This window comes from Streptomyces sp. NPDC104226, from assembly GCF_055584085.1.
In genome coordinates, this window is the sequence record NZ_JBVJMS010000011.1 from 133,788 (window position 1) to 153,958 (window position 20,171).

Genomic DNA, 20,171 nt, shown 5'->3' on the forward strand with positions numbered 1-20,171 from the left:
GACGCGTGGACGACTATCCACTGCTCAACCTGTTCTGGACGATGCTGTGGCTCTTCCTGTGGGTCATGTGGTTCTTCCTGCTGTTCAAGGTGATCACTGACATCTTCAGGGACCACGAGCTGCACGGCTGGGGCAAGGCGGGCTGGCTGATCCTGGTCATCCTGCTGCCCTACATCGGCGTCCTCATCTACGTGATCGTCCGTGGCAAGGGCATGAGCCAACGCGACGTGAAACAGGCGCAGGCGAACGAGAAGGCCTTCCAGGACTACGTCCAGAAGGCCGCCGGTTCCCACAGCAGCCCGGCCGAGGAACTCTCGAAGCTGTCCTCCCTCAAGGAGCAGGGACACCTGACCCAGGAGGAGTTCGACAAGGCCAAGCAGAAGCTCCTGACCTGAGGGCAGGCAGCCGTACCTGCCTAAGGGGGACCCGGCCGGGTCCCCCTTAGGCGCGCTCCGGATCAGGCCGCGGTGGCGCCCGTGGCGTCCGTGTCCTCCAGCAGGTCGATCAGGGACGAGCGGGCCCGGGCCACGCGGGAGCGGACCGTGCCTATCGGGCAGCCGAGCATGAGCGCCGCCTCCGCGTACGGCAGGCCCATGAGCTGGGTGAGGACGAAGACCTCGCGGCGCTCGGCGGGGATCGCCGCCAGGAGCTCCGCGAGCGCCACGCCGTCCTCGAAGCCGGGCACGTCGCGGGGCTGGCTCTGCTCGGCCGCGGTCTGCCAGTCGTCTCTGTCGGCGATCTTGGGGCGGGCCGCCTTGTGGCGCAGGCTGTCCACCACGGTGCGCCGCGCGATGGAGAGCAGCCAGGTGCGGGCGGAGGAACGGCCCTCGAAGCGGTGGAGGCTGCCGAGGGCGCGCAGGAAGGTCTCCTGGGTCAGGTCCTCGGCGGACTGCGGGTCCGCGCTGAGGTAGGCGACGTAGCGGCGCACGTCGCGGTGCAGGGCGCGTACGAACTGGTCCACCGCGGCGGGATCGCCGTCGCGGGCGGCCAGCGCGAGGAGGGTAACGGCCTCGTCGGGGCCGCCGGCGCGGCGGGCGCGGGCGGGGGCGGAGAGGGTGGGGAGTGTGGCGGGGGCGGTGGCCGGGCGCGTGAGCAGGGCGGTGGTCATCGACTGGTGTCCTTCGGGGAATCCGGCCGGATCCGATGCCGCGGCGCGTGGGTCGCGGGAGCGCGGGCAGGGCGGTGCCTTCGGTGCCAGGAGTGAAGGGAGCGCCCGGGGTGTCGGCAGTGACAGCTGTGACCCGAGTGCGCCCGGAGACCCTGGAGCGCGGCATCGTGCGGCCGGGAACGGGTGGTACGGCCTGCCGGACGGCATGACCGATGCCCGAGGCGCGGTACGGGTACGGACGGGTCCGTCCGTGGCGCGTCGGGGAGCCGGCTGTCAGACGACAGCGATCCCGTGAGGTGGACCCCGTGAGGTGAGGGCGTCGGCGAGCAGCAGCCTGCGGGGCGTACGGACCCGGTGGTTCCGGGCGCGGCGGACGCGCGGCCGGTGCGCGGGCGCGGGGAGCCGGAAGATCAGGCGCAGCGGTACGAGGACCCGGGCGGCGACGGCGCGCAGGACCCGGAAGGCGCCGCGTTCGCCGTGTGCGAGCCAGAGGCCGCAGATCAGGGCGGCCAGGAGGTGGCCCGCGAGCATGCCCGTCGGTGACATGGAGCCCATGGCGTGCGCGCTCGGCGCCGGCAGGGCCGCCGCCGCGAGCGACGCGGAGGCATCGGCCATGCCGTGCATGCCGTGCATGCCGTGGGTCTCGTACGTGCCGTGTGTGCCGTGCGTGCCGTGTGCTCCGGCCGTCGCGGCCGTCGCGGCGATGGCGTGCACGTCGTCCCGCAGGGTGCGCCCGGCGCCCGGCGCCGGAGTCGGCCGCGGGAGGAGGGCGGAGGGGGTGTCGCAGAGCAGGTACCGGGTCCAGCGGCGGCCCAGCGAGGCCAGCGAGGCCCAGGCCGTGGCGCCGGGTTCCCGGGGTCGGGCCGCCGCGGCCTGGGCGAGCGAGAACCCGCCGTGCAAGGCCGCCTGGGTGCCGACGGTCGCGGCGACGACGGCCGCGAGGCCGCGCTCCCGCCCGGCGAGGATCCAGCCCGTCGCCGAAGTTCCGGCGAACGCCGCGGCCATCCCCCACCAGGGGACGGAGCTGCCCGACATGAGGATGTGGCCGAGGGCCGAGAGCAGCACGCAGGTGGCCGCGAACATCGCGGCCCGTACGGCTCGGCAACATCGACCGGGTGTCATGGCGGGGCCATCGTTGCACCGGCCAGGCGGGGAGGACAGAGGGCATCAGGTTTTCCCATCGGCCGGAAACCGCGTCCTGTGGCGGTGTGGTGCACGCCACAACAGGCCCTGGGAACCCGGGTGTTCACCGGTCCGACTGCTGTCCCGGACAGCGGGCCGAGCGCTACGGCCCGGGGGCGCGCGGTGAGCACGGAGTGGGTGAGCGGTGGTGGAGAGGGCTGGGGCGACGACCGGGGCGGCGAAGGCGCCCGGAGCGTCGGGAGTGGCCGAGGCGCCGACGGGCGGGCTCACCGCCCTGCTCACCGGCGCCATGGCCTTCTCGATGCTCCAGCTCTTCCTGCTCGGCGCGCTCGGGCCGCGCCTGGTCGGGGAGTTGGGGGTCTCGCCCGCCGTGCTCGGCTGGACCACCACCGTCGGCTTCGGAACGGCGGCCGTGCTGTCCCCGCTCGGCGGCAGGCTCGTGGACCGGATCGGGCCGCGCCGGTCCCTCGTACTCCTGCTGTCGGTGTCCGCGGCGGCGCTCGCGCTGATCGGGGCCGCGCCCGGCCCCGGATTCCTGCTCGCCGCCGTCGGCCTGGGCGGGCTGCCCCAGGCCCTGGCCAATCCCGCCACCAACAAGGCGATCCTCGCCGCGGTGCCCCCCGCCCGCCGCGGGCCGGTGACCGGCATGAAGCAGTCGGGCGTCCAGCTCGGAGCCTTCGCCGCCGGGCTGCCGCTCACGGCACTGGCCGGCGGGGTCGGCTGGCGCGGGGCGGTGTGGACGGCCGCCGCCACGGCCGCACTGGCGGCGGTGTGGGCGTTGCGTGCCCTGCCCGCGGACCCGCAGGCGGCCCCGGCCGGGCCGCGCGCCTCGCTCGTCCCGCGCGGCGCCATCGCCTGGCTGGCGGTGTTCTCCCTGTTCCTGGGCTGCGGGATCGCCTCGGTCAACACGTACGTGGCCCTCTTCGGTGCGCAGCGGCTCGGCATGGGGCCCACGGCGGCCGGCGCCCTGGTCGCGGTGCTCGGCGTCGCGGGCATCGCGGGGCGGCTCGGCTGGTCCAGGGCGGCCCGGCCGGGACGGGCCGAGTGGCTGCCGGGAGGCCTCGCCGCGGGCGCGGTGGGGGCAGCCGTCCTGCTGGTCGCGGCGCCGGGCGCGGGTCCGCTGGTGTGGGTGGCTGCGGTGGCCGTCGGGGTGTTCGCGGTGGCGGCCAACGCCGTCTCGATGGTCCTGGTCATGCAGCGCGGCGCCGCCGGCCGGGCCGGTCAGGATTCCGCCCTCGTGGCCGCCGGGTTCTTCGCCGGCTTCGCCGTCGGCCCCCTCCTCTTCGGCTCCCTCGCGAACGCCGGCCGGTACGGGACGGGCTGGCTGCTGGTGGCGGCCGAGTTCGGGGCGGCGTGCGCGGTCGGGGTGACGTGGGCGGTCCGGGAACGGAGGCGGGGGCGGTGACGGTTCCGGGGGCCGGGTGGGCCGGGCGGGCGTTGGCGGAGGTCCTCGACGGGGTGGCCCGTACGGCTGCCGCGGTCGGCGAGGGCCGGTTCCCGCTGTACGCGGACCCGGACACGGGGGAGTGGACGACGACCGGCCGGGGCTCCTGGGCCGGCGGTTTCTGGGCGGGGCTGCTCTGGCTGCGGGCCCGGCACACGGGCGCCGGAGCCGACCGGGCCGCCGCCTCCGCGTGCACCGGGCGGCTGGCCGGCTGGGTGGACGCCGACACCGCCACGCGCGGGCTGATCCTCTGGTACGGGACCGCCCTGGCCGTCGAGGACGCCGGCGCGCAGGAGCTCCGCGGGCGGGCCGCCGCGGCCTGCGCGGCCGCGCTGGACGAGGAACTGGGGCTCCTGCCCTGGGGATCGGCCTTCGGCGGGCCCCGGCTGCTGGCCCGGGTGGACGGGCTGCCGGGCACGGTGCAGCTGCTCGGCGAGGTGCGCCCGGCTGCCGCAGCCGCGCATCTGCAGAGCCACCTGTCCCTGTGCCTCCCCGGCTCCGGGACGCAGCTCCGCCGCGCCCGTGACCTCGTACCGGCCTGGTCCCACGAGGCGGAGACGGGCTGGCGGGCGTGCGCGGAGCCGGGTCCGGGCTGGAGCCGGGGGCCGGCCTGGCTGCTGCTCGCGCTGGCCGACGTACTGCACCGGCCCGCCGTCGCCGCGTGCGTGCCGGGGGATCCGCGGGGGTTGGCGGAGCGGCTCGCCGACGCGTGGACGGGGCCGGGCGCGCCCCTCGTACCGGCTGCGGACGCGGCCCGGCCGGACGGGCCCGTGGACACCTCGGCCGCCGCCGTCACGGCCGTCGCGCTGCTGAAACTGTCACTGCTCCCCGGGCCCCGGGCCGAGGCGTACGCGCGCCGCGCGGAGGAGATCCTGAGCCACCTGGTCGACCGCCATGCCGTCCGGGGCCGACTCCTGAACGGCTGCTACGACGGGGCCAAGGGAATCGCCGTCCGCCACCAACTGGTCTGGGGAGACTTCTTCTTGGCGCTGGGCCTGGCAGGCCTGGCGGGCCTGCCAGTCCTGGCCGACCTGCGCGACGTCTGACGGGAACGGAGACGGATCCGTGCTCGCTCCGCGTACGACCCCCGGGGCCGCGGTGGCGGCGCCGTTCATGTGATGCGCCTACCTCCCGTATCCGCCGAGCACCCTCCGGGCCACCCCCGTGATGTGCAGTTCGTCCGGGCCGTCCAGGATCCGGGCCGTGCGGCCCGTGCGGTAGAGGGCGGGGAGGGGGGTGTCGGGGCCCAGGCCGGCCGCGCCGTGGATCTGGACGGCCGCGTCCGTGACCTGCTGGAGCATGCGGGCGGCGGCCACCTTGGCCAGGCCCACCTCCACGTGCGCGTCCCGTCCGGCGCTGATCGCGGCCACCGCCTCGTGGACGAGCGGCCGGGTGGTGCGCAGCGCCAGGAGCGACTCGAAGACGTGGCTCTGCACCAGCTGGTGGCTGCCGAGCGGACCGCGCGACCCGGTGCGGGAGTTCACGCGCTCGCACATGAGGTCGAAGGCGCGCTGCGCCTGCCCGAGCCAGCGCAGGCAGCGCAGGGTGCGGCCCAGCTGGAGCCGCTCCGCGGCGATGGACAGGGCCCGGCCGCGTTCGCCGAGGAGGTGGTCGGCGGCCACGTGCACCCGGTCGAACTCGATCTCCCACTGGCCGGATCCGCCCAGCACCGGTAGCTCGCGTACCACCCGGAAGCCCGGCGCCGTGGTGGGAACGACGAGCAGGGACAGGCCCGTCCGGTCCCCCGGCTGCCCGTCGGTGCGGGCCAGGACGGTGACCAGATCGGCTTCGGCGGCGTGCGAGGTGAACCACTTGCGGCCGCTGACGGTCCAGCCGCCGTCCGTTGCCTCGACCGCGCGCGTGGCGGTGAGGTGCGGGTCGGTGCCCGGGGTCTCCGGTTCGGTCATGGCGTAGCAGGCGCGCAGTTCGCCGGACGTCAGCCGGTGCGGGTACAGGGTGCGCACCCGCTCGGTGCCGTGCCGCCACAGCATCGTCGCGTCCAGCAGCGGCGCCGATCCCAGCGCCGCCGGTCCGTGGTCGCTGGCCCCTTCGGCTTCCGCGAGGCGGGCGTAGCGCGCCAGACCGAGTCCCTGGCCGCCCAGTTCACCGGGGAGCGGGAGGGCCCAGAGGCCCGCCTCCCTGGCCCCGGCCTGGAGCTTCCGCAGGGCCGCGGCCGCGGCGGGTCCGCCCGCGTCGAGGACGGGCTCCTGGGGCATGACGTGCGTGCGGACGAAGTCTGCGACGCGTTGTCCCAACTCCTCTTCACCGCATGCAGGTTCGTGTGGTGCGCGCATCGCAGCCCCCTCTTCGTCCGCCACTCGGCTCTCCCTCACTTTCCTCCGGCACACCGGGAACCCGTGGGAACGGCAGTCCGACTGCCTTCCCGTGGAACTGGTCGGGCGGGCCCGCCCCTTGGTTCCCGCGTACGGGATCTACGGATCTACGGATCTACGGATCTACGGATCTACGGGATCTCCGGGATCCACGGGTCACCTGCGGCGCCGGCCGATCGCCGGGCCGGGAGAAGAGGAGAGGCATGGCGTCACCCACCGTCACCCAGACCGCTCGGCCGCTCGACGGGCTGCACTTCACCGCCTCGGGACCGCCCGCGCTCGCCGGCCCGGTGGCCGAGCACCTGCGGCTGCTGGGAGCGGTCGCCGCGGAGCCGGCCCCCGGGAGCGCCCCGGGCGACTCCGAGGGGCGCGACCCGGGCGACCCCGAGGCGGCCCGCGTCACCCTCGCGGACTGCGGTCCGGGTCTGCCCGCCCGCGCCACCGTCGCCTGGGCCTCGCCGGAGGCGGCCCGCGGGGGCGTCACCGACGAGGCGACCGCGCAGGCCGCGACCGGGGTCATGGCCGTGCACGGCCGCCGGGACGGCCTGCCGCGGGGGCTCGCCGTCGACTACGCCACCGCCGCGACGGCCGTCCTCACCACGCAGGGGCTGCTCGCCGCCCTGCTGGCCCGGGCCAGGGGGTGCCACGGCGCCGCCGCGCAGCCGCACACGTACGTGGACCGGGCCGGGCTGCTGGTGGTGTCCCAGTACCTCGCCGCGAGCGGCGCCGACGAGGGCGAAGCCGCCGAACTGGCGCCGGGCGGGCCGCCCTTCACCGCGGCCGACGGCACGCTCTTCGAGCTGGAGACCCTGGATCCGGGCGCCTGGGCCGGGTTCTGGCGGGCCCTGGACGCCCCCGCCGACGCGGTACGGGCCGGCTGGCGGCCCTTCCAGTTCCGGTACGCCACCGCCTGCGCACCCTTCCCCGCAGCCCTGCACGCCACCGCCCGGACGCACGGCTGGCAGCGGATCCGCGAGGCGGCGGCCGTGTCGGGTGCCGAAGTCTGCCGGCTGCGGAGCCTGGCGGAACGCGCCGCCGAGGACGACGGAGCCGCCCCCTGGGCCCTGGCCCCGTACGGCCCCGGCGGCCGTGTCCGCCCGCAGGGGGCGCCCCCCGGGCCCGGCCCGCTCGCCGGGATGACCGTCCTGGAGGCGGGCCGTCGCGTGCAGGCGCCGCTCGCGGCCCACCTGCTCGGGCTGCTCGGCGCCGAGGTCGTCCGGATCGAGCCGCCGGGCGGCGACCCGCTGCGCGGCATGCCGCCCGCCTGCTCGGGGATCTCCGCACGCTGGCTGGCCCTCAACCGGGGCAAGCGTGCCGTGGAGATCGACATCAAGTCCCCCGGCGACCGGCTGCGGCTGGCCGAACTGGTCTCCGGCGCCGACGTGTTCCTGCACAACTGGGCCCCTGGGAAGGCCGCCGAGCTGGGCCTGGACTCCGCCGACCTCGCGCGGGCGAACCCGGCGCTCGTGTACGCGTACACCGGCGGCTGGGGCACGGGCCGGATCGCCGACCCGCCGATGGGCACCGACTTCATGGTCCAGGCCCGCACCGGCGTCGGCGAGGCCGCCCGGCCCGAGGGCGAAGTCCCCGCGCCCTCCCTGATGACCCTGCTCGACGTCCTGGGCGGGCTGCTCGGCGCCGAGGCCGTCCTCGCCGGCCTGCTGCTGCGCGAGCGCACCGGACGCGGGGTCCGGGTGGACTCCTCGCTGCTCGGCGCCGCCGACCTGCTCACCGCCCCGGCCCTGCACCGCGCCCGGCGCGGGGAGCGCAGCCGCCGACCCGCGGGATTCCGTACGCCCCTGCGCACCGCCGACGGCTGGATCGCCCCGGCCGACGCTGACGCCCGGGCGGCGGCGGACCTCGCCCCCACACTCGCGGACCTGTCCACCGGGGCCGCCCTCCGGGCCCTGCGGAGGCGCGGGCTCACCGCGACCGCCGTCACCACCGACCTCGCCGACCTGCACCACGACCCGCGCTTCGCCGGCTCGATCAGCCGGGATGCGCACGGTGCCCCTGCCGTTCCCGACCCCTGGAGCTTCGTATGACCGTCGCACTGCACGATCTGCTGCCCGTGGGCCTGCGCCGCTCGTGGGCGGTCGACGGAACCTGCCCCGACCTCGACCTCTACAGCCTCTTCCGGGCCCGCCAGATCTCCGACCTGCACCGCACCGCGGTCGTCGACTCCAAGGGCACGCTCTGCTACACCGCGCTCGACCGCAAGGTGCGATGTCTGGCCACCGGCCTCGCGGAGCTCGGCGTACGGCCCGGCGACGTGGTCGGCGTCCAGCTCCCCAACGGCCGCAACGCGGTCATCGCCGACCTGGCGCTGGCCGCCCTCGGAGCGGTGGCCCTGCCCTTCCCCGTGGGCCGGGGCGGCCAGGAGGCCCGCGGCCTGCTCCGCCGCGCCGAGGCCGTCGCGGTGATCGCCGCCGTGGAGCACCGGGGCCACCGGCACGCCGCCGACCTGCGGGACCTGGCCGCCGAACTGCCCGCGCTGCGCCATGTCATCGCAGCCGGCGGACCGGCGGGCACGGAGCCCGAGGGAACGATTCGGCTCGCGGCGCTGATGCGCTCCGACCCGGCCGCCTTCGTCCCCGCCCGTCCCGACCCCGACAGAGCCGCCCGCATCCTGGTGTCCTCCGGCTCCGAAGCGGAGCCGAAGATGATCGCCTACTCCCACAACGCCCTCGCCGGCGGCCGCGGCAACTTCCTCGCCTCCCTGATGCCCGACGGGACCCCGCCGCGCTGCCTGTTCCTCGTACCGCTCGCGTCCGCCTTCGGCTCCAGCGGCACCGCGGTCACCCTCGCCCGGCACGGCGGAACCCTGATCGTCCTCGACCACTTCACGCCCGAGACGGCCCTCGCGGCGGTCCGCGAGCACCGGCCCACGCACGTCCTCGGAGTGCCCACGATGATCCGCATGATGCTCGACCGCCTGGAAGCCGAGGCAGCCGCGGGCGACGCCCCGCCGCTGCCCGCACCCACCGCCCTGATCCTCGGCGGCGCCCCCCTCGACGAGACCACGGCCGAGAGTGCGAGCCGCGCCTTCGGCTGCCCGGTCGTCAACCTCTACGGCTCGGCCGACGGGGTCAACTGCCACACCGGACTGGGTGCGTCGGCGCCCGAGTCCGAGGGCACGGGCATCGCCGCCGGCCGCCCCGACCCCCGGGTCGCCGAGATCCGGATCACCGACACCGAGACCCACGAACGGCTCCCCGACGGCGCGATCGGGGAGATCATCGCCTGCGGCCCCATGACCCCCATGTGCTACGTCGCCTCCCCGGACCTGGACGCCCGGTACCGCACGCCCGAGGGCTGGGTCCGTACCGGCGACCTCGGCTTCATCGACGAGGACGGGGTCCTCCACGTCGTCGGACGCCTCAAGGACATCGTCATCCGCGGCGGCGCCAACATCAGCCCCGCCGAGGTGGAACGGGAGCTCTCCTCCCACCCCCTGGTCCGCGACGTCGTCTGCGTCGGAGTCCCGGACGAGGTGATGGGCGAACGCCTCGCCGCCTGCGTCGTCCCCCGCGGCGCACAGCCCCCCACCCTCGACTCCCTGGCCGGACACCTCGCCCTGCGCGGCCTCGACCGCCGCAAGCACCCCGAGCGCCTGCTGCTGCTGGCGGAGCTCCCGCTCACCCCGGCCGGCAAGCCCGACCGGGCGGCCCTGCGCGCCCGCCTCGCGAACGGCGCCCCCGGCCCGGAGGCCACCGGGCCCCGCCCCGAGCCGGCCCCTGCCGCCGCGGCGGCCGGGGTGGGCGCGTAGACGAGGGCGGGCGCGTGGACGAGGGCGGGGCGGCCCCGGTGGGACCGCCCCGCCCTCCCGGCGCACCGGCGCCGGCGCCCCGCTCCGCGCTACCCGGCGGAGCCGCCCGCCTTGGCCATGGCCTTCTTCAGCTCGGCCCCCGCGTTGCGGTAGACGGGCAGCAGGTCCAGGTCGTTCCCGGGGTAGTTGACGATCTCCACCTGGTGCGCCCCGGAGTCCGGCAGGACGGTGCCGGTCGACATGTGCGCGTTGTCCAGGACCAGCGCCGGCTTCTTCGCCGACAGCTCGGCCAGCTGCGCCGGGGTCACCGCCTCGGGGCCGTAGGTACCCACCGTGGCGGCGCCCGCCAGCTTCGCGGACCATGCGGTGAACACCTGGCTCACGACCGCCGGGCTCTTGCCTCCGGGCCAGGCGGCCTGCACGTCCTTCGCGACCCGCCCGTACTCGGCGTCGAAGTCCGAGGCCCACTTCGCGGCGGCGCCCGACGTGCCGAACAGTGCGCCCAGCCGGGCGACTTCGGCCTTGACCTTGTCGGCGTCGTTGTCGAGGTTCACCTCCACCAGCTTCGCCTTCGACCCGGCGGCCTCCTTGATCTTCGCGGCGTACGGCTCGAACGGCGCGTAGAGCACGAAGTCGGCCCCGGCGACCGCGGCGAGGTCGGAGGGCTTGGGATCGTAGTCCGGAGCGTGGTGCACGGACTGCGGCACGATCACCTTGACGTCCTGCGCGCCCGCGGCCTTGGCGAAGGCGCCCTCCCAGGTGGTCGTCACGACGACGACGGGAGGGCCTTCCTTGACGGTTCCGCCGCGCGCGCCGTCGTCGGTGCTGCCGTCGCTGTCGCCGCAGCCGGTCACCAGGACCAGTGACAGGCCCAGCGCCGTGCTCAGTGCGAGGAGGGAAGTGCTGCGGACGCGGGTTCGCGGCGCCATGAGCTGATTCTCCGTTCGGGTACGAGGTGCACCGCGAGGACGAGCGCCCCCGCGGTCAGGACGAGGACGGGGCCGGGGGGCCAGTCCAGCCGAAGGGCGATGAGGAAACCGGTCAGGTTCACGAAGACGCCGATGCCCACCGCCCACCCGGTGATCGATTTCAGCGAGGAGCCCAGCCGGCGCGCGGCCAGGGCGGGCAGCAGGGTCAGCGCGTCGACCAGCAGGGCGCCGGTGAGCTTGATGGCCCCGGCGACCGCGACCGCGACGAGCACCAGCAGGACCGTGGTCAGCGCCCGCACCGGCACGCCGGAACACTGCGCGAGCTCACGGTCGTACAGCAGCAGCGCCACCTCGCGCCGCCGCCACCAGAACAGGCCGGGCACGAACACGGCCAGCACGCCGAGCACCACGAGATCGGCGCCGCCGACGGACAGGATCGAGCCCCACAGCAACGCGAAGGCGCCCGAGGCGTTCACCCCCGACACCGCGAGGAGCAGCAGCGCGGCGGCGATCGCCAGGCTCATCAGCAGCCCCATCGCCCCGGACAGCCCGTCCGGGGTCCGGGCCAGCGGCGCGACTCCGGCTCCGGCCAGCGCGCACGCCACCAGCGCGCACAGCATGGGATCCAGCCCGGTGAGCAGCCCGACGGCGATGCCCAGCAGTGCGACGTGCATCATCGCGAAGCGCACCGGCATGATGTCCAGCCCGACGATGACCACACCGATCACGGGCAGCCCGACGGCGGCCAGCAGCAGGGCGAAGCCGGCCCGCTGTACGGGGGCCAGTTGCAGCAGCGTGCCGAGGTCGGCGGCGGCGAGGGCGGTGCTCACGCGACCTCCCTCAGCCGTCCGGCGGCCATCTCCAGGACCCGGTCGCAGCGTTCCGCGAGGGCCCGGTCGTGCGTGACGACGACCAGCGTCACCGGCAGGGCCGCCAGCACGTCGGCTGCCTCGTCCTGCCCGGCGAAGTCCAGGGCGGCGGTCGGCTCGTCGGCGAGCAGTACGCCGGCCCCCGCGGCCACGCAGCCGATCGCCCGGGCCAGGTACATCCGCTGCAACTGCCCGCCGGACAGGGTGTGCAGCGGCCTTCCGGTCAACGGCCCCACCCCCAGCCGGTCGGCGGCCTCGGCGGCCGCGCGGGAGTCCCCGCTGCTGGCGAGGAGCTCGCCGCCCAGGAGCGGGAAGCGTCCGGCGGCGGGCTTCTGCGGGATCCACGCGCAGGCCCGCCGCCGCCAGGCCGGATCGCCCGAACGGCCGCCGACCAGGATCTTCCCGCTGAACTGCGGGTGCAGACCGAGTACGGCGCGCAGCAGGGTGGTCTTGCCCGATCCGTTGGTGCCGGTCAGCGCGACCCGCTCGCCGGCGGCGATCTCCAGGTCGACGCCGGCCACGGCCTCGACCCGCCCGTGCCGGCAGCCCACCCCCTCCATCCGCACGTCCAGCCCGCCCATCCCACGTCCCTCCGCTGTCACCGGCCGTCCCTCCGCGTGGAGTTGGTCGGCCGGAACCCCCCGCCAGTTCCGCCGATCCCCGATCTGCCGGCGGCGGGCCGGCGGCGTGGGTGCGCAACGGCGCTACTGCGGTGCCGGGTTCACGCCGTCCAGCGGGGCGGGACCGGCCATTCCGCACGGGCGTTCCGCTTTCTACAAGCGCCCGCAACCGCCCCGGGCGAGGATCGCGCCGCCACCTCCCGTGGTGATCAACACGGTTGTGACCAAAGGGAGCCGAGCCATGCCCAAGAACGCACCCACCCCTCGCCGCGCCGCCCGCCGGGCCGCCCTCCGACACCGCGCCCTGGCGACCGCGATCGTCCTGGCGGCGACCGGAACCGTCCTCGCCGCCGCCCCTCAGCCCGCCCGCGCCGCGCTGCCGGCGCGGTCGATAGCCGACCCCGTGCACTACTGGAACGACGTGCTGCAGAACGTCTTCCGCCGGACCGGCGGCGGGCCCGTCCCGATGGCCCGCTCGGCCGCGATGATGAACGCCGCGATCTACGACGCGGAGTCCTCGTACCAGTTGAAGTGGAAGGGCAGGATCACTTCGGAGCCGTACATCAAGGCGGAGAACTACGCGGGCTGGGTCGAGGGCCCGGACGAGGAGGAACGCGTCATCGGCCGGACGGCGTACAACATCCTCCTGGGCCTCTACGGCAACAAGCAGAGCCGCTACGCGGACCAGACGCAGTACCTCGACGCGCGCTTCCGCGAGCGATTCGGCACCGAGCCCACCGCCGGCGACCTGCTCGACCTCACCGTGGTCGGCCCGATGGTCAAGCAGATGACCGACGCCCGCACCGGCGACGGCTCCGACAACCCCCAGGTCTACGTGGGGGACAACAAGCCGGGCGCCTGGCGGCCGACGAGCTACCCGGACATGCCCGACGCCTCCTGCGACGAGGACAGCGACGCGATCAGCCCGTTCTACGGCCAGGTCAAGCCGTTCTCGCTGTCCTCCGGCTCCCAGTTCCGCCCCACCACCCTGACCCAGTACGGCTCGTACGAGGCGCTGGTGGCGAGCGACGCGTACAAGCAGCAGGTCGCGGCGGTCCGCGCGGCCGGCGCCGACAAGCCCACCGCGGCCACCCCGGTGATCAACCGGACCCCGGACCAGCTGGCCGCGGCCTGGTTCTGGGCCAACGACAACAACGGCACCTACAAGCCGCCGGGCCACATGCTCCAGGCCACCCGCGAGGTCGCCAAGGCCCGCGGCCTCGGGGTCTACGCCAACGCCCGCCTCTTCGCCCTCGTCTCCCTCGCCATGGCCGACACCGGAATCGCGGTCCGCGACGCCAAGTTCGCCACCCCCATCGACCTGTGGCGGCCCGTCTCGGCGATCCGCGAGGGCGGCCTCGACCCCCAGTGGAAGCCGCTGCTGAAGAGCGCGACGGGCGTCAACGTCAGCCCCTGCTTCCCCGCGTACGTCTCCGGCCACGCCTCCTTCGGCGGCGCCTGGGCCGGGGTCATGAAGCGGTACTTCGGCAGCGACGACATCTCCTTCGACCTCACCACCGACGAACCGCAGGCCCTGGTCAAGACCCGCCACTTCACCAGCTTCAGCGCGGCCGGCAAGGAGGACGCCGACAGCCGCATCTGGCTCGGCGTCCACTACCCGTGGGACGCCACGGACGGCCTCGTCCTCGGCGACAAGGTCGCGAACCAGGTCTTCACCACCAGGCTCCGCACCCTCTGAGCCCCTCCCGGCCGGATGCCGTAAGCCTTTCGTCATCCGGCCGGGCCTGGTCCCGGCCCCCGTCGGGACGTTGACTGTCCGTGAGGGCCGGACGGCCGCACACGAGGAAGGGCACGCCGGTGAACCACCCGCAGAACCACCCCCACGACCGGTCGAGGACGACGAGGGCGCGCAAGCTCCTGACCGTCCTCGCCCTCCCGGCGGCCCTCCTCCTGGGCCTGGGCCTGTACTGGTTCCAGCCCTGGAAGCTCTGGGAGGACACGACGGTGAAGGAGTCCCTCCCGGCCGCGGCCCCCTCGGCCCCGTCCTCCGCCTCCCCCTCCGAGCCTTCCGCCCAGGCTTCCCCGGACTCCCCGGCCGCTCCGCGGACCCTCGCCGAGGGCACACTGATCAGCCACGAACACACCACCACGGGCACCGCGAAGCTCATCCGCCTCCCCGACGGCTCCCACACCCTGCGCCTGGAGAACCTCGACACCAGCAACGGCCCGGACCTGCGGGTCTGGCTGACGGACGCCCCGGTGAAGGAGGGCACGGCGGGCTGGCGGGTCTTCGACGACGGCAGATACGTCAGCCTGGGCAAGCTCAAGGGCAACAAGGGAGACCAGAACTACGCGATCCCGGCCGACGTGGACCCGTCCGCGTACACCAGCATCACCATCTGGTGCGACCGCTTCGACGTCTCCTTCGGAGCGGCGACCCTCACCACCGTGTGACCCTTGACCCTTGACCCCGTACCGCGGACGCGGAGGCGGGCGAGGCAGGAGCGGGGGAAGAGCGTGGCGGGACCGCAGGCACCGGAGGGCCACCTCTCGGGGTACGCCGACCTGCTCGTGGACGCCTGTGCCACGGGACGCCGCATGACGCGCGCGGAGCTGGAGTCGCGCCGTACCGAGGGGGAGCGGGCCGCCGAGGCCGGACTTCCGCTCCGGGCGCTGATACGCGACCACCTGGCCGCCGCGCAGCTCGTACGGCCCCTCCCCGCGCCGGGCCCGCTCCTGGCGGCCGTCGAGCAGGCGGTGGACGCCTTCGTCGAGGGCTACGAACGCGCCCAGCACCAGGCGGTCCGCCAGGAGGAGGCGGCCCGCCGGGAGTTCATCGACGACCTCCTCTACGGCGGCAGCGACCTGGGCCGGCTGGCGGAGCGCGCCGAACGCTTCGGGCTGCGCCTGTCGCGGTCGCACGCCGTCGCCGTCGCCACCGGCCCCGAACCGTACGGTGACGGCTACCCCGTGGCGCGCGGGATCGAGTCGGCGGTCCTGACCCGGTTCCCGGGCCGGCAGGTCCTGCTGACCACGAAGGACGGGCTGCTGATCTGCGTGGCCCCCGGGGACCAGCCCGAGATCCTCGCCCACTTCGCCAAGAGCGCGTACGCCGCCACCGACGGGGGCCGTGTCGCGATCGGCCGCTCGCACCCGGGTCCGGGCGGGGTCGTCCACTCCTACGAGGAGGCCCTGGGCGCGCTCGACCTCGCACTCCGGATGGATCTGGAGGGTCCGGTCCTGCACGCCTCCGACCTGCTCGTCTTCCCCGTCCTGACCCGGGACCGGCAGGCCATGGCCGATCTGGTGGAGAGCACCCTCGGCCCGCTGCGTTCGGCCCGCGGCGGCGCGCAGCCGCTCCTCGACACCCTCACCGCGTACTTCGACAGCGGCTGCGTCTCCACGGAGGCGGCCCGACGGCTCTCGCTGAGCGTGCGCGCGCTGACGTACCGGCTGCAGCGCATCCACACCCTGACCCGGGCCGATCCGGCCGACCCGCTGAACCGCTACACGCTCCAGACCGCGGTGATCGGAGCCCGCCTGCTGGACTGGCCGGGCAACGACGCGTAGCCGCGCACCGGGGGCCGTACGCCCCGCACGCCCCGTGCGTCAAAGAAGCGTAAAGACTGCCGACGGCAGGCAATGTGCGCAGCACCCCTCCGGTGACACGATGCCCGTGTCCGGGGAGAACACGACACGGGTGGGGGAGGCACGTTCATGACCTTGTTTCTCGGTCTCGGCATGGCAGGCATCGTGCTGCTGGGCCTCTCCCTGGTCCTCGACGGCCTCCTCGAAGGTGTCTTCGGCGGTGCGCTCGACGGACTGCTCGACGGCTGGCTGTCGCTTCCGGTGCTCGCGGGCTTCGTGTCGATGCTCGGGTTCACCGGGGCGATCGTGCTCGGGACCACGGGCTCCGGCCCGGCGACGGCGACGGCCGCGGGCACCCTCGCGGGGGCCGGCGCGGGCTGGGCGACGTACCGGCTGAGCCGCGCCCTGATGCGCGACCGCAGCGGGGCCGCCCCGCACCACGACGCGCTCATCGGCTCGACCGGGACCGTGGTCACCGCGATCCCGGCCGCCGGCTACGGCGAGGTGCTGCTGCGCCTGGCCGGCCAGCCCGTGAAGTACGCGGCGCGCGCCGAGGGCCCGCTGGCCCGTGGCGCGGAGGTGTGGGTGACGGCGGCTCCGTCGTCGACCTCGGTCACCGTCCGCCCCGTCGAGCACTGAAGCACCCGGCCCGTCCACCGGGCCCGTCCAACCGGTCCGTCCACCGGGCCCGCCCACCAGGTCCGTCCACCGGGCCCGCCCGGTCGACCCCATGACCCACCATCACCGATCTGCTCCCACGGGGGACGCAGGAGGGATCCGCCATGAGTCCAGTCGTCACCGCGGTCGTCGGAGTCGCCGTACTCCTCGTCCTGCTCGCCCTGGTCGTCGTCACGCGCTACAAGGTCGCCGGGCCCAGCGAGGCGTTCATCATCACCGGCCGGCGCGGCAAGAAGTCCACCGACCCGGAGACCGGCCGGATTTCCACCGACACCACCGGCCAGAAGGTCGTGGTCGGCGGCGGGGTCTTCGTCGTCCCCTTCGTGCAGCAGCGCTACAGCCTCGACCTCTCCAGCCGGCACATCCCCATCGCCGTGCGCGGTGCGGTCACCCTGCGCGGCATCAAGGCCAACCTCGAAGGCGTCGCGATCGTCAAGGTCGGCGGCAACGAGGACGCCATCCGGGCCGCCGCCCAGCGCTTCCTCCAGCAGCAGGACGGCATCGTCGGCTTCACCCAGGAGGTGCTCTCGGGCGCCCTGCGCGCCATCGTGGGCCGCATGTCGGTGGAGGACATCATCCGGGACCGGGCCGCCTTCGCCGGGCAGGTCGCGGAGGAGGCGGAGGCCAGCCTCTCCGGCCAGGGCCTGGTCCTGGACGCCTTCCAGATCCAGGACATCACCACCGAGGGCTCCTACCTGGAAGACCTCGGCCGTCCCGAAGCCGCCCGCGCCAAGCAGGAGGCCGACATCGCCGAGGCCAACTCCCGCCGGGCGGCCGAACAGGCCCGCCTGAAGGCGGAGGAGGAGATCGCGGTCGCCGAGCGCACCCTGTACCTCCGCCAGGCGGAGATCAAGGCCGAGACCGATGCGGCCGCCGCCCAGGCCAACGCCGCCGGCCCGCTGGCCGAGGCCGACCGCCAGCAGCAGATCCTCGGCGAGCAGGAGAAGGTGGCGCAGCGTCAGGCCGCCCTGACCGACCGCCAGCTCGACACCCAGGTCCGCAAGCCCGCCGACGCCCGCCGCTACGAGGCCGAGCAGGAGGCCGAGGCCAAGCGGGTGGCCCGCGTCAAGCAGGCCGAGGCCGAGCGCCTCGCGGCCATCGCCGCAGCCCAGGCCGAGGCGGAGCGCGCCCGGCTGACGGGTGAGGGCGAGAAGCAGCGCCGCTCCGCCCTGGCCGAGGCCGAGGCCATCGAGGGCGCCAAGCGGGGCGAGGCCGAGCGCGCCCGCCGCGCGGCGATCGCGGAGGCGGTCCGCCTGGAAGGAGACGCGGAGGCCGCGGCGATCCTGGCGAAGGGCTCGGCGGAGGCGGAGGCGATGCAGAAGAAGGCGGAGGCCTTCGAGGCGTACGGTGACGCGGCGATGATCCAGATGATGGTCGAGGCGCTGCCGCAGGTCGTCGGCAAGGCCGCCGAACCGCTCTCCGCCATCGACAAGATGACCGTCATCTCCACGGACGGCGCGAGCAAGCTCTCCCGTACGGTCACCGACAACGTCGCCCAGGGCATGGAGCTCCTGAGCTCCACCACCGGCGTCGACCTGTCCCAGCTCCTGGGAGGTCTCGCCGCCTCCAAGGCCCCGGCCGTACCGGAGACCCCCGCCCGCAACGGAAAGGTCGAGATCACCGGCTGACCCCCGGTGACCAGCCCGCGGGGCCGCTGCCGGACGGCGCACCCCGCGGGCACCTCCGTGCCGGGCCCCGTGTCCGGGCCCGCGTCCGCGGCCCCGTCACGGGAGGATGGCCGCCATGACCCCCCTCACACCACCCCCGATGCCCTCCTCCGAGACCCCGATGGACACCGTCACGCTGGAGCGGCGCATCGCGGCCCGCCCCGAAGCCCTCTTCCCCTTCTTCGCGGACCGGGAGAAGCGGACGTCCTGGATGGCCGGGGAGCCCACCCTCTCGGCCCCGACGGCCGAGCCGCCCGGCCACCTCGTCCTCGCCTGGGCCGACACGCCCCTGGCGGCCGGCCCCACCCGGGTGGACGTCACCCTCGAACCGGCCGCCGACGGGACCGTCCTCCACCTCGTCCACAGCGGCCTTCCGCCGGAGGCCTGCGAGGTCCACGCGGAGGCCTGGCAGCACTACGTCGACCGCCTCGCGCTCCGTGCCGAGGGCGCCGACCCCGGCCCGGACCCCTGGCCCCGGCACCCCGGACGCTGACCCGCCCCGGTCAGTGCCCGGGCGACAACTGCCCGCTGAGGGTTCCGTGCAGGCGGGCGCTGTGCTCGTTCAGCCCGGTGATCTCGACGCTCTTGCCGCGCCGGCGGTACCTCTCCTCGACGGCGTCGAGCGCGGCGACGGAGGAGGCGTCCCAGATGTGGGCGCGGGAGAGGTCGATGACGACCTTGGCGGGGTCGCCCGCGTAGTCGAACCGCCCGACCAGGTCGTTGGACGAGGCGAAGAACAGCTCGCCGGTGACGGCGTAGACCACCACGCCCCCGTCGGGGTCGGTCACGGAGGTGACGTCGGCGAGGTGCGCGACCCGCTTGGCGAAGACGACGATCGCGGTGACCGACCCGGCGACGACGCCGACGGCCAGGTTGTGGCTGACGACCACGCACACGACGGTCACCGCCATGACGGTGATCTCTCCGGTCGGCATCCGCCTCAGCGTCTTCGGGGCGATGGAGTGCCAGTCGAAGGTGGCGAAGCAGACCATCACCATGACCGCGACGAGGGCCGCCATCGGAATCTCGGAGACCACCGGCCCGAAGACGATGCACAACACCATCAGGAACACGCCCGCGAGGAAGGTCGACAGCCGCGTCCGGGCCCCCGACACCTTCACGTTGATCATCGTCTGGCCGATCATGGCGCAGCCGCCCATGCCGCCGAAGAACCCCGTGACGATGTTCGCGACGCCCTGCCCCACGGACTCGCGCGTCTTGCTCGACCGCGTGTCGGTGATCTCGTCGACGAGCTTCGCCGTCATCAGCGACTCCATCAGCCCGACCACGGCCATGGCCAGCGCGTACGGGGCGACGAGCACGAGGGTGTCCACGGTGAACGGCACGTCCGGCAGACCCGGCACCGGCAGCGCGGACGGCAGCGCCCCCTTGTCCCCGACGGTCGGCACCGCGATGCCCGCGGCCACGGTGACGGCGGTGAGGACGACGATGGACACGAGCGGGGCCGGCACCGCCTTCGTGACCTTCGGCAGGAACACCATCAGCCCCAGCCCGCCGGCGAACAGCGCGTACACGGCCCACGGCACGTCCCGCAGCTCGGGGACCTGGGCCATGAACACGAGGATGGCGAGGGAGTTGACGAAGCCGACCATCACCGAACGCGGCACGAACCGGACCAGCTTCGCCACCCCGAGGGCCCCGAGCACGATCTGGAACACACCGCCGAGCACCACCGCCGCGACCAGGTACCCCAGCCCGTGCTCCCGGTTCAGCGGTGCGATCACGAGCGCCACGGCCCCCGTGGCGGCGGAGATCATCGCGGGCCGCCCGCCGACGACCGAGATCACGACGGCCATGGTGAAGGAGGAGAACAGCCCGATCGCCGGATCCACCCCGGCGATGACCGAGAAGGAGATCGCCTCGGGTATCAGCGCCAGCGCGACGACCAGCCCGCCGAGCACCTCGGTTCGCAACACCTTCGGAGCCCCCCAGACCGACCGCACGGACAGGGGAGCAGGAGCGGAAGACACGGTGACGGACCTCTGGTTCGGCGAATGAACCCGAACCAGCCGGACGGGTCGGCGGAGAACGTCTCCAGACA

The 20,171-nt window shown here is 74.6% G+C and carries 18 protein-coding genes; 11 read left to right on the forward strand and 7 right to left on the reverse strand.

The genetic code is table 11. The annotated features are described in order from the left end of the window. Window positions 1-5 precede the first annotated feature (5 nt). Window positions 6-395 carry an SHOCT domain-containing protein gene (locus tag ACZ60J_RS31170; RefSeq protein ID WP_469686979.1) on the forward strand — a complete coding sequence of 130 codons (390 nt, stop codon included), beginning with the start codon at window positions 6-8 and terminating at the stop codon, window positions 393-395. Window positions 396-457: 62 nt separating this feature from the next. Here the strand turns inward: ACZ60J_RS31170 and ACZ60J_RS31175 are convergent, their stop codons facing one another. Together ACZ60J_RS31175 and ACZ60J_RS31180 are read right to left on the reverse strand one after the other, a co-directional pair. After that, on the reverse strand, window positions 458-1,108 hold the full coding sequence (locus ACZ60J_RS31175) for a sigma-70 family RNA polymerase sigma factor (RefSeq protein WP_469686981.1): 651 nt from the start codon (window positions 1,106-1,108) through the stop codon (window positions 458-460). Between the two features lie 273 nt (window positions 1,109-1,381). Beyond that, window positions 1,382-2,230 (reverse strand): hypothetical protein, encoded by an 849-nt coding sequence (locus ACZ60J_RS31180; protein WP_469686983.1) that lies wholly within the window; start codon window positions 2,228-2,230, stop codon window positions 1,382-1,384. Window positions 2,231-2,540: 310 nt separating this feature from the next. Here ACZ60J_RS31180 and ACZ60J_RS31185 point away from each other — a divergent pair, with 310 nt between their 5' ends. Continuing rightward, the gene (locus ACZ60J_RS31185) at window positions 2,541-3,656 is read left to right on the forward strand and encodes an MFS transporter (protein ID WP_469687278.1); all 1,116 of its coding nucleotides are present in this window, start codon (window positions 2,541-2,543) and stop codon (window positions 3,654-3,656) included. Continuing rightward, a complete protein-coding gene (locus tag ACZ60J_RS31190; protein ID WP_469686985.1) occupies window positions 3,653-4,741 on the forward strand; it encodes a sugar ABC transporter permease in 1,089 nt (362 codons plus the stop codon). Before ACZ60J_RS31185 ends, ACZ60J_RS31190 begins: the two co-directional genes overlap by 4 nt. Window positions 4,742-4,819: 78 nt before the next feature. Here the strand turns inward: ACZ60J_RS31190 and ACZ60J_RS31195 are convergent, their stop codons facing one another. Next, the gene (locus tag ACZ60J_RS31195; protein WP_469686987.1) at window positions 4,820-5,989 is read right to left on the reverse strand and encodes an acyl-CoA dehydrogenase family protein; all 1,170 of its coding nucleotides are present in this window, start codon (window positions 5,987-5,989) and stop codon (window positions 4,820-4,822) included. 242 nt (window positions 5,990-6,231) lie between these two features. On the opposite strand from ACZ60J_RS31195, the gene ACZ60J_RS31200 reads away from it, so the two are divergent. Together ACZ60J_RS31200 and ACZ60J_RS31205 are read left to right on the forward strand one after the other, a co-directional pair. Further along, window positions 6,232-8,073: a CoA transferase gene (locus ACZ60J_RS31200; RefSeq protein ID WP_469686989.1), complete on the forward strand. Its 1,842-nt coding sequence runs from the start codon at window positions 6,232-6,234 to the stop codon at window positions 8,071-8,073. Next, entirely contained in the window at window positions 8,070-9,797 is a 1,728-nt protein-coding gene (locus ACZ60J_RS31205) for a class I adenylate-forming enzyme family protein (RefSeq protein ID WP_469686991.1), read from the forward strand. Before ACZ60J_RS31200 ends, ACZ60J_RS31205 begins: the two co-directional genes overlap by 4 nt. Window positions 9,798-9,886: 89 nt before the next feature. Here ACZ60J_RS31205 and ACZ60J_RS31210 read toward each other — a convergent pair whose 3' ends face one another. The 3 genes from ACZ60J_RS31210 to ACZ60J_RS31220 are packed head-to-tail and all read right to left on the reverse strand — an operon-like array spanning window position 9,887 to window position 12,176. After that, entirely contained in the window at window positions 9,887-10,726 is an 840-nt protein-coding gene (locus tag ACZ60J_RS31210; RefSeq protein WP_469686993.1) for a metal ABC transporter solute-binding protein, Zn/Mn family, read from the reverse strand. Continuing rightward, the gene (locus ACZ60J_RS31215) at window positions 10,681-11,556 is read right to left on the reverse strand and encodes a metal ABC transporter permease (RefSeq protein ID WP_469686995.1); all 876 of its coding nucleotides are present in this window, start codon (window positions 11,554-11,556) and stop codon (window positions 10,681-10,683) included. The genes ACZ60J_RS31210 and ACZ60J_RS31215 overlap by 46 nt, the downstream gene beginning before the upstream one ends. Continuing rightward, window positions 11,553-12,176, reverse strand: a complete 624-nt coding sequence (locus ACZ60J_RS31220; protein ID WP_469686997.1) for a metal ABC transporter ATP-binding protein — start codon at window positions 12,174-12,176, stop codon at window positions 11,553-11,555. The genes ACZ60J_RS31215 and ACZ60J_RS31220 overlap by 4 nt, the downstream gene beginning before the upstream one ends. A gap of 280 nt (window positions 12,177-12,456) precedes the next feature. Between ACZ60J_RS31220 and ACZ60J_RS31225 the strand changes: the two genes are divergently transcribed. The 6 genes from ACZ60J_RS31225 to ACZ60J_RS31250 all read left to right on the forward strand — a co-directional run bounded on the left by ACZ60J_RS31225 (window position 12,457) and on the right by ACZ60J_RS31250 (window position 18,602). After that, window positions 12,457-13,914, forward strand: a complete 1,458-nt coding sequence (locus ACZ60J_RS31225; protein WP_469686999.1) for a vanadium-dependent haloperoxidase — start codon at window positions 12,457-12,459, stop codon at window positions 13,912-13,914. A gap of 179 nt (window positions 13,915-14,093) precedes the next feature. Then, window positions 14,094-14,630: a DM13 domain-containing protein gene (locus tag ACZ60J_RS31230; protein WP_469687280.1), complete on the forward strand. Its 537-nt coding sequence runs from the start codon at window positions 14,094-14,096 to the stop codon at window positions 14,628-14,630. A gap of 63 nt (window positions 14,631-14,693) precedes the next feature. Continuing rightward, the gene (locus ACZ60J_RS31235; RefSeq protein ID WP_469687001.1) at window positions 14,694-15,746 is read left to right on the forward strand and encodes a PucR family transcriptional regulator; all 1,053 of its coding nucleotides are present in this window, start codon (window positions 14,694-14,696) and stop codon (window positions 15,744-15,746) included. A 147-nt stretch (window positions 15,747-15,893) separates the two neighbouring features. Further along, entirely contained in the window at window positions 15,894-16,403 is a 510-nt protein-coding gene (locus ACZ60J_RS31240; RefSeq protein WP_469687003.1) for a hypothetical protein, read from the forward strand. Between the two features lie 143 nt (window positions 16,404-16,546). Further along, window positions 16,547-18,070, forward strand: a complete 1,524-nt coding sequence (locus ACZ60J_RS31245) for a flotillin family protein (RefSeq protein WP_469687005.1) — start codon at window positions 16,547-16,549, stop codon at window positions 18,068-18,070. Window positions 18,071-18,185: 115 nt separating this feature from the next. After that, window positions 18,186-18,602, forward strand: a complete 417-nt coding sequence (locus tag ACZ60J_RS31250) for an SRPBCC family protein (RefSeq protein WP_469687007.1) — start codon at window positions 18,186-18,188, stop codon at window positions 18,600-18,602. Between the two features lie 10 nt (window positions 18,603-18,612). Here ACZ60J_RS31250 and ACZ60J_RS31255 read toward each other — a convergent pair whose 3' ends face one another. Beyond that, complete coding sequence (locus ACZ60J_RS31255; RefSeq protein WP_469687009.1) at window positions 18,613-20,100, reverse strand: SulP family inorganic anion transporter; 1,488 nt, start codon at window positions 20,098-20,100, stop codon at window positions 18,613-18,615. Window positions 20,101-20,171 lie beyond the last annotated feature (71 nt).